At 51.5% G+C, this 5,714-nt stretch carries 6 protein-coding genes; 4 read left to right on the top strand and 2 right to left on the bottom strand.

Going from position 1 to position 5,714, the window contains the following annotated elements; all coding sequences use genetic code 11:
* The first annotated feature begins 25 nt into the window (after positions 1-25).
* From Q0614_RS04325 to Q0614_RS04310, 4 genes are all read left to right on the top strand, one after another.
* Positions 26-400 carry a RidA family protein gene (locus Q0614_RS04325; RefSeq protein ID WP_298786793.1) on the top strand — a complete coding sequence of 125 codons (375 nt, stop codon included), beginning with the start codon at positions 26-28 and terminating at the stop codon, positions 398-400.
* A gap of 217 nt (positions 401-617) precedes the next feature.
* Positions 618-1,337: a hypothetical protein gene (locus tag Q0614_RS04320; RefSeq protein WP_298786791.1), complete on the top strand. Its 720-nt coding sequence runs from the start codon at positions 618-620 to the stop codon at positions 1,335-1,337.
* Positions 1,338-1,369: 32 nt separating this feature from the next.
* Positions 1,370-2,386, top strand: a complete 1,017-nt coding sequence (locus tag Q0614_RS04315; RefSeq protein ID WP_298786789.1) for a hypothetical protein — start codon at positions 1,370-1,372, stop codon at positions 2,384-2,386.
* 172 nt (positions 2,387-2,558) lie between these two features.
* Entirely contained in the window at positions 2,559-2,801 is a 243-nt protein-coding gene (locus Q0614_RS04310) for a hypothetical protein (protein ID WP_298786787.1), read from the top strand.
* Between the two features lie 327 nt (positions 2,802-3,128).
* Here Q0614_RS04310 and Q0614_RS04305 read toward each other — a convergent pair whose 3' ends face one another.
* Entirely contained in the window at positions 3,129-3,815 is a 687-nt protein-coding gene (locus Q0614_RS04305) for an MOSC domain-containing protein (RefSeq protein ID WP_298786785.1), read from the bottom strand.
* A gap of 147 nt (positions 3,816-3,962) precedes the next feature.
* The gene (locus Q0614_RS04300; protein ID WP_298786783.1) at positions 3,963-5,375 is read right to left on the bottom strand and encodes a sodium:alanine symporter family protein; all 1,413 of its coding nucleotides are present in this window, start codon (positions 5,373-5,375) and stop codon (positions 3,963-3,965) included.
* Between the last annotated feature and the right edge of the window lie 339 nt (positions 5,376-5,714).

Here is a 5,714-nt window from a genome sequence, read left to right as displayed (position 1 = left end):
CGAAATTTTTCACAAAGGATTTACTATGCAGATCATCTCGACTCCCGATGCGGCGCAGGCCATCGGGCCGTACTCTCAGGCGATCAAGGCGGGCGGGTTCATCTTTACCTCGGGGCAGATCGCGCTTAAGCCGGACGGCGAGTTCGTCGCGGGCGGCGTGGAGGCGCAAACGAGGCAGGTTTTGCAAAATCTCGCCGCGATCCTGAAAGAAGCGGGCGCTACGCTGCAAGATGCCGTCAAAACGACGATTTTCCTAGCCGATATGGGCGATTTTGCCGCGGTGAACGAGATATACGCAGCGGCGTTCGGCGAGCACAAGCCGGCTCGCAGCACGGTGCAGGTCGCCAAACTCCCCAAAGGCGCGCTTGTGGAGATCGAAGTAATAGCGCTGGCTAAGTAGCGCTAAATTTTGATCGCAGGAATACTGCCAGTTCGTGTTTGCGGTTGAAATTTTATGCGCAGGCGCTTGAAATTTTAAACGGCTCGCTTTGGTTTTGAAGCCGCGCGTGCTTTTAAATTTAGATTTTCAAAGCCGCGCTAAATGCCCGCGGGGCTGTGTAAACAGCGCGTCTTGGTGTCGCTAAGCGTTAAAATTCCTCGCTCAAAATGGGATTAAAATGATAGAAAAACTTATTCAAAAATCTAAAAATATCACGGCCGCAGGGCGCAGCGACATAGAGCCCGCATGGATCGCGCAGGCGCAGCGGCGGCTCGGTTTCGCGCTGCCTGCGAGCTACAAGCAGATGCTGCTAAGATACGCTAGCGTCAGCGCGGCGGGGACGGAGCTAAAAACGATCGCACCGCCCGAGTTTGCGGATAGTGCCGATGAGGGCATCTGCTACACGTATGAGATAAATCTCAAAAACGGGCTATTCGCCGCGGACGAGCTTGTGTTTTTGCAGCTCGAGGACGAGGAGTATTATTTTAAAATTTCGCCTGCAAGCGACATGGCGGACGGCTCGCCGAATACGGCGCGCAGCAAGACGGCGAAGAGTACGAGCGACAAAGCTGCGAGCGCGACGGCGTGCGATACGGTCGTCGCGACGGTAGCCGACGGTGCGGAAAATAGGGCATCGGACGACGAAGCGCGTGCGGAGCGATCGCCGGATGTGGCGCATGATATAAATATCGAAGCGGCAGACGAAACGACGTGTAAAACGGCGGGTGCGACAATGAGCGGGGCGGCAGACGAGGCAACAAGTGGAGCGACGAAAGAGATAGCAAGCGAGCGGGCAGACGATGCGCCGTGCGAATACAAGGTCTATGTACGCGACTACGTGCAGAGCGAGGATAGGCTTTTCGCGGACGATTTTTACGGGTTTTTGGAAAAATTTTAAAACGAAATTTAAGGCAAAATCAGGAGCGACAAATGGGACTGTTTGACATTTTTAAAAAGCAAAATTTTGACGTCGACGTGCGCTCGGACGGCGTTTTCATCGGCGGCGTAAACTGCGGGTTTGATCTAGCTAAATTTAATGAAGCCTTGGGTCAGCCGCGCGTGATCGATGACGGAGAGGGCAAAAGCCGCTATTTTTGGGATGAGGCGGGGATTTTCGCCTTCGTGCGCGCAGGCGAGCTCGCAGAGCCGAAGCTTACCGAGATGATTTTGATGCTTGAGGTCGCAAAGGGCGTGCAGCACGAGGTTCCGCGCAAGCTCTACGGCGGCGCGTTCACGATAGATGGCAGACCGCCGCTTGAGGTCGTGCCGGAGCAGGAGCTGCGCAGCGCATATATATTTTTGGAGCTTAGCCTAGGCAAGTTCGAAGTCTCGCTAGCTCTCGCCGATGCCGTGCAGGAGCGCATAGGCGCGATGGACTTTGCCGAGCGCTTCGCTAAGCGCGACACCGACGAGATAGCAGATATCGTGCGAGCTGCGAAAATGCCGATAGGGCGCGTCTGCATCAATCAAAAGACAAAAAAGGTAAAGCCGAGGCCGAGCGATAAATTTAAGCTTCCGCGCGCGGCGGGCGAGACGCTAGCGTTTAAAAATTTAAATTTCAAAGTCGCCGTGATGAACGAACTGATGTATGAAAAATCCCTGCTGGAGCCTAAATTTAACGTGTTTGAGTACTGCGAGGAGCGCGGTATCGATCCGTATGCGGACTTCGGCGCGCTGTCGCAAGCCAAAAAGTGGTTTAAGGACTATCCGGTCCCCGCAAATTTGGCGGAGCAGGTGAGCGAGCTCTATCTTGACGGCGGAAACGAAATTTACCTGCAAATCGCGCCTGATTGGGACGGCGAGGACGATCTTTTCGACATTAAAAACATTGACGCCGCCGAGCTTGCGCCCTTCGTTAATCTTAAGAAAATCGAAACGGCCGGCATCGGCATATTAAAAAAGGCGCGAAAAGCATTCGCGGATGCGGGGATTACGATAGTTGATTGAGTGCGAAAATGGACTTTGAGCCATACGGCGTGCGGTTTTTAAAAAGCTGAAGTAGGATTTTAAACTGCGGTACGCGCTCTTAAAAGGTCGTAATTGTTACCGTGCCGCGCAAAATTCTACTTATAGCGAGCGCTATAAATGAGCTTTTAAGGCGGTCGGCGAAGCATCTGACATGTCTAATTTGGCGCGCGTTACAAGTTTTGAGGAGGCTGTTTGCAGCGTAAGAGCCACGCCGCTAAATGTGCGAGATGAGTGTGTTGCGAGAGTAAAAAATAGTTCGCTTTTTGATTTTGGAAAAATTCGCTGCGTAGCAAGGAGATTAAATTTACCGCTTTTAAATTTTAAAATTTACAAAGAGCGGCGCACGGCTTTGAATGCGCGATTAAATTTAGATTTCATAACGGATAAATTCTAAGCGTGGTTAAATGCGTTTTTAATTCTGTTTGTAGCTGTATCATGTCATAAAATAGGGCAAGAGAACAGATTGCTTTTGTGTGCGTGCGGCGCGGATTAGATTAAAATTTCAGTTTTAAAATTTAGCCTGAATTTACGTCGCACTTAAGAAGTGGTTTTTCGCGCTGATACCGAAAGCCTAGAAGATGTTTTAAATGCTCAAGCAAAAAAGTATTTTGCAGGCTGGCTCGCAAGAAAGTATTTTTGAAATCCGCATCAAGAGTGTATTAAAACTAACAAGGCGCGGCGCTGCTTTGCTGGTCTCATAACGCCGCTTCTAGGCTAAATTTCATAGTCGCATAAAGCCGTCGTCGTAGCTGCCTTCTAGCTTGCGGCGCATATCCTCGCGCCATTTTGGCGTAAGCGTCGTAAGTAGGTTAAATTTTGCTAACAGCCCTTCATCGAGGCGATCGCCGTAAAATAGATGATTTAGCTCCATCACGCTCATCATAGCGGGGTCGCGTCCCACGACATAGATCTCGTCGCCTGCGCGGCACGAGCCGGTCTCTAGCACGCGGTAGTACCAGCCGGTAAGCCCGCTGCGCGCGATCTCCGCCGTCATCTCCGCGTTACCCCAGCGCATCGAGAGCTTGTAGCAGGGCTTGCGCGGCTGGCTTACTTGTAGCACCAGCGAGCCTATGCGGTGCACATCGCCAATGCAGACGTTTTGCTCGTGTAGTCCGCTGATCGTGAGGTTTTCGCCCATTGCGCCGTAGGCTAGATTTTTAAGCCCCAAAAACCTCTCCCACGCGGCGTAATTTTGCAGCGAGTTGGCAAAAATCGCCTTCTCCTCTCCGCCGTGATGCAGCGTGTCGGCTACCGCGTCGCCCTCGAACCCAAGCTCGTTTGCGCGCACTTCGCCCGTTCTAGCTTGCTTAAAAATCGCCGTCTCCCAGCGCCTTTTTAGAGGCTGCGTAGCGCGCTCGTCGCCGTAAGCGCGCGGTTGCCCGGTCAGCAATGCCTTTAAAACTGGCATTTTTCGCTCCTTAAAATTATGCATCCGTTCTCCTTAAATCATAAAATTTAGGCTAGGATTTTAGCTAGAAAAGAATTTTAAAATTCTAAATTTTGCGGCGATTTTGCGCTAAATTCCAAGTGCGGGCTTGAAATTTAGCGCGCGGCGTTATTTGTAGTCGTTTGCGTCGTAGCTTTTGCCGTCGTTAAAGTCGCTCAAAAGCCGCACGACGACGGGGCTAAGTAGGATGATCGCGATTAGGTTTGGGATCACCATCAGTCCGTTAAACATATCCGCTAGCCCCCAGACGAGGTCGATCTTTTGCACGCTTCCTATGAATACGAATGCGACGACCAAAATTTGCAAGAGCTTGACGAATTTTGCGCCCAGGAGGTATCGCACGTTAATCTCGGCGAAGTAATACCAGCCCAAAATCGTGGTAAATGCGAAGAAAAACAGGCAGATCGCCACGAAGCCGTAGCCGCCGCTGCGACCTAAAATTTGCGACCCGAAGGCTTCCTGCACCAGAGAGATGCCCGAAAATACCGCCTTGCCGTTTTCGAAGGTGACTACGTCGGTGCTAAGCACGACGAAAACGGTGATGTTAAGCACGATGAATGTATCGACGAAAACGCCCATTATGCCGAGCACGGCTTGATCTACGGGGTGTTTGACGTTCGCTGCGGCGTGTGCGTGCGGCGTCGAGCCCATGCCCGCTTCGTTTGAAAAGAGCCCGCGCGCGATGCCGTATCTCATCGCGGTGGCGATCGTGGCACCCGTAGCGCCGCCCCAGGCAGCGGATGGATCGAACGCGGCTTTGAATATCAGCGCGATGACGGATGGAATTTTATCGAAATTTGAGCCGATGATGACGAGACCGACGAGCACGTAGCAGATCGCCATTATAGGCACGACCTTTTCGGCTACGCGCGCGATCGCTTTGACGCCGCCGAAAAAGATGACGCAGCAGATGAGCGCCAATGCTGCGCCGCTCACCCACTTCGGAATCCCGAATGCGCTGCTAAAGCCGTCTGAGATGGAGTTTGCCTGCACCATATTACCCATGAAGCCCAGAGCAAAGATGATGGCTAGCGCAAAAAACGCCGCTAAAGGCTTGGCAAATGGACTTTTAAGTCCGCGGCTGATGTAAAACGCGGGTCCTCCGATCATGTGCCCGCTATCGTCCTTGGTGCGGTAAATTTGAGCCAGGCAGATCTCTGCGAAATTTGTTGCCATACCTAAAAATGCCGCGCACCACATCCAAAATATCGCGCCCGGTCCGCCCATGACTAACGCGGTGCTGGCGCCTACCAGGTTGCCGGTGCCTACCTGCGCCGCGATCGCCGTGGCGACGGCTTGGAACGAGCTCATACCGCTTTTGCCCGCAGCTTCGCCGTGCAGGGAGAAGTTGCCGAAAAGCTTGCGCGCACCCATTTTAAATTTAAAAATCTGCACCAGGTGCAAGCGCGCCGTAAAATACGCGCCGGTGCCGCAAAGTAGGGCGATTAGAAAGTACGGACCCCACAAAAAGGAGTTGATTGCGTCAATTGTGGCGGTGAGTTTGTCGAGAAAATTTTGCATGATCTTTTCCGTGAATTTAAGATGCGAAAATATATTTTAAAAACTCTTAAATTCCTATAAATCGAGGTAAATTTAAGCGAAATTTTAAAGCGTTTTTATAATTTTACTCAAGCATTAAGCAAAGCAGTATATGCCGTTTGCTCTGCATGCCAGCTTGCCAGATAAGCAGCTTAAAATTCCCGCCTTAGCTGTCGAAATTTGCAAAGCAATCAACTGAAATTTTAAGCCTTATTATTCATCACCGCCGATTTTGAAAACGAACATCTTGCACGCATTGCAAAAGGCGGGAATTAGGCTAAAGAGGCGCCCTTTGAGGCTCCAGTGGCTTTTATACATTTT

Origin of the sequence: uncultured Campylobacter sp., assembly GCF_937997595.1 — a bacterium.
Lineage (GTDB): Bacteria > Campylobacterota > Campylobacteria > Campylobacterales > Campylobacteraceae > Campylobacter_B.
Note: the sequence above shows the minus strand (reverse complement) of the source record. Positions and strands in the feature narration are given on the sequence as shown.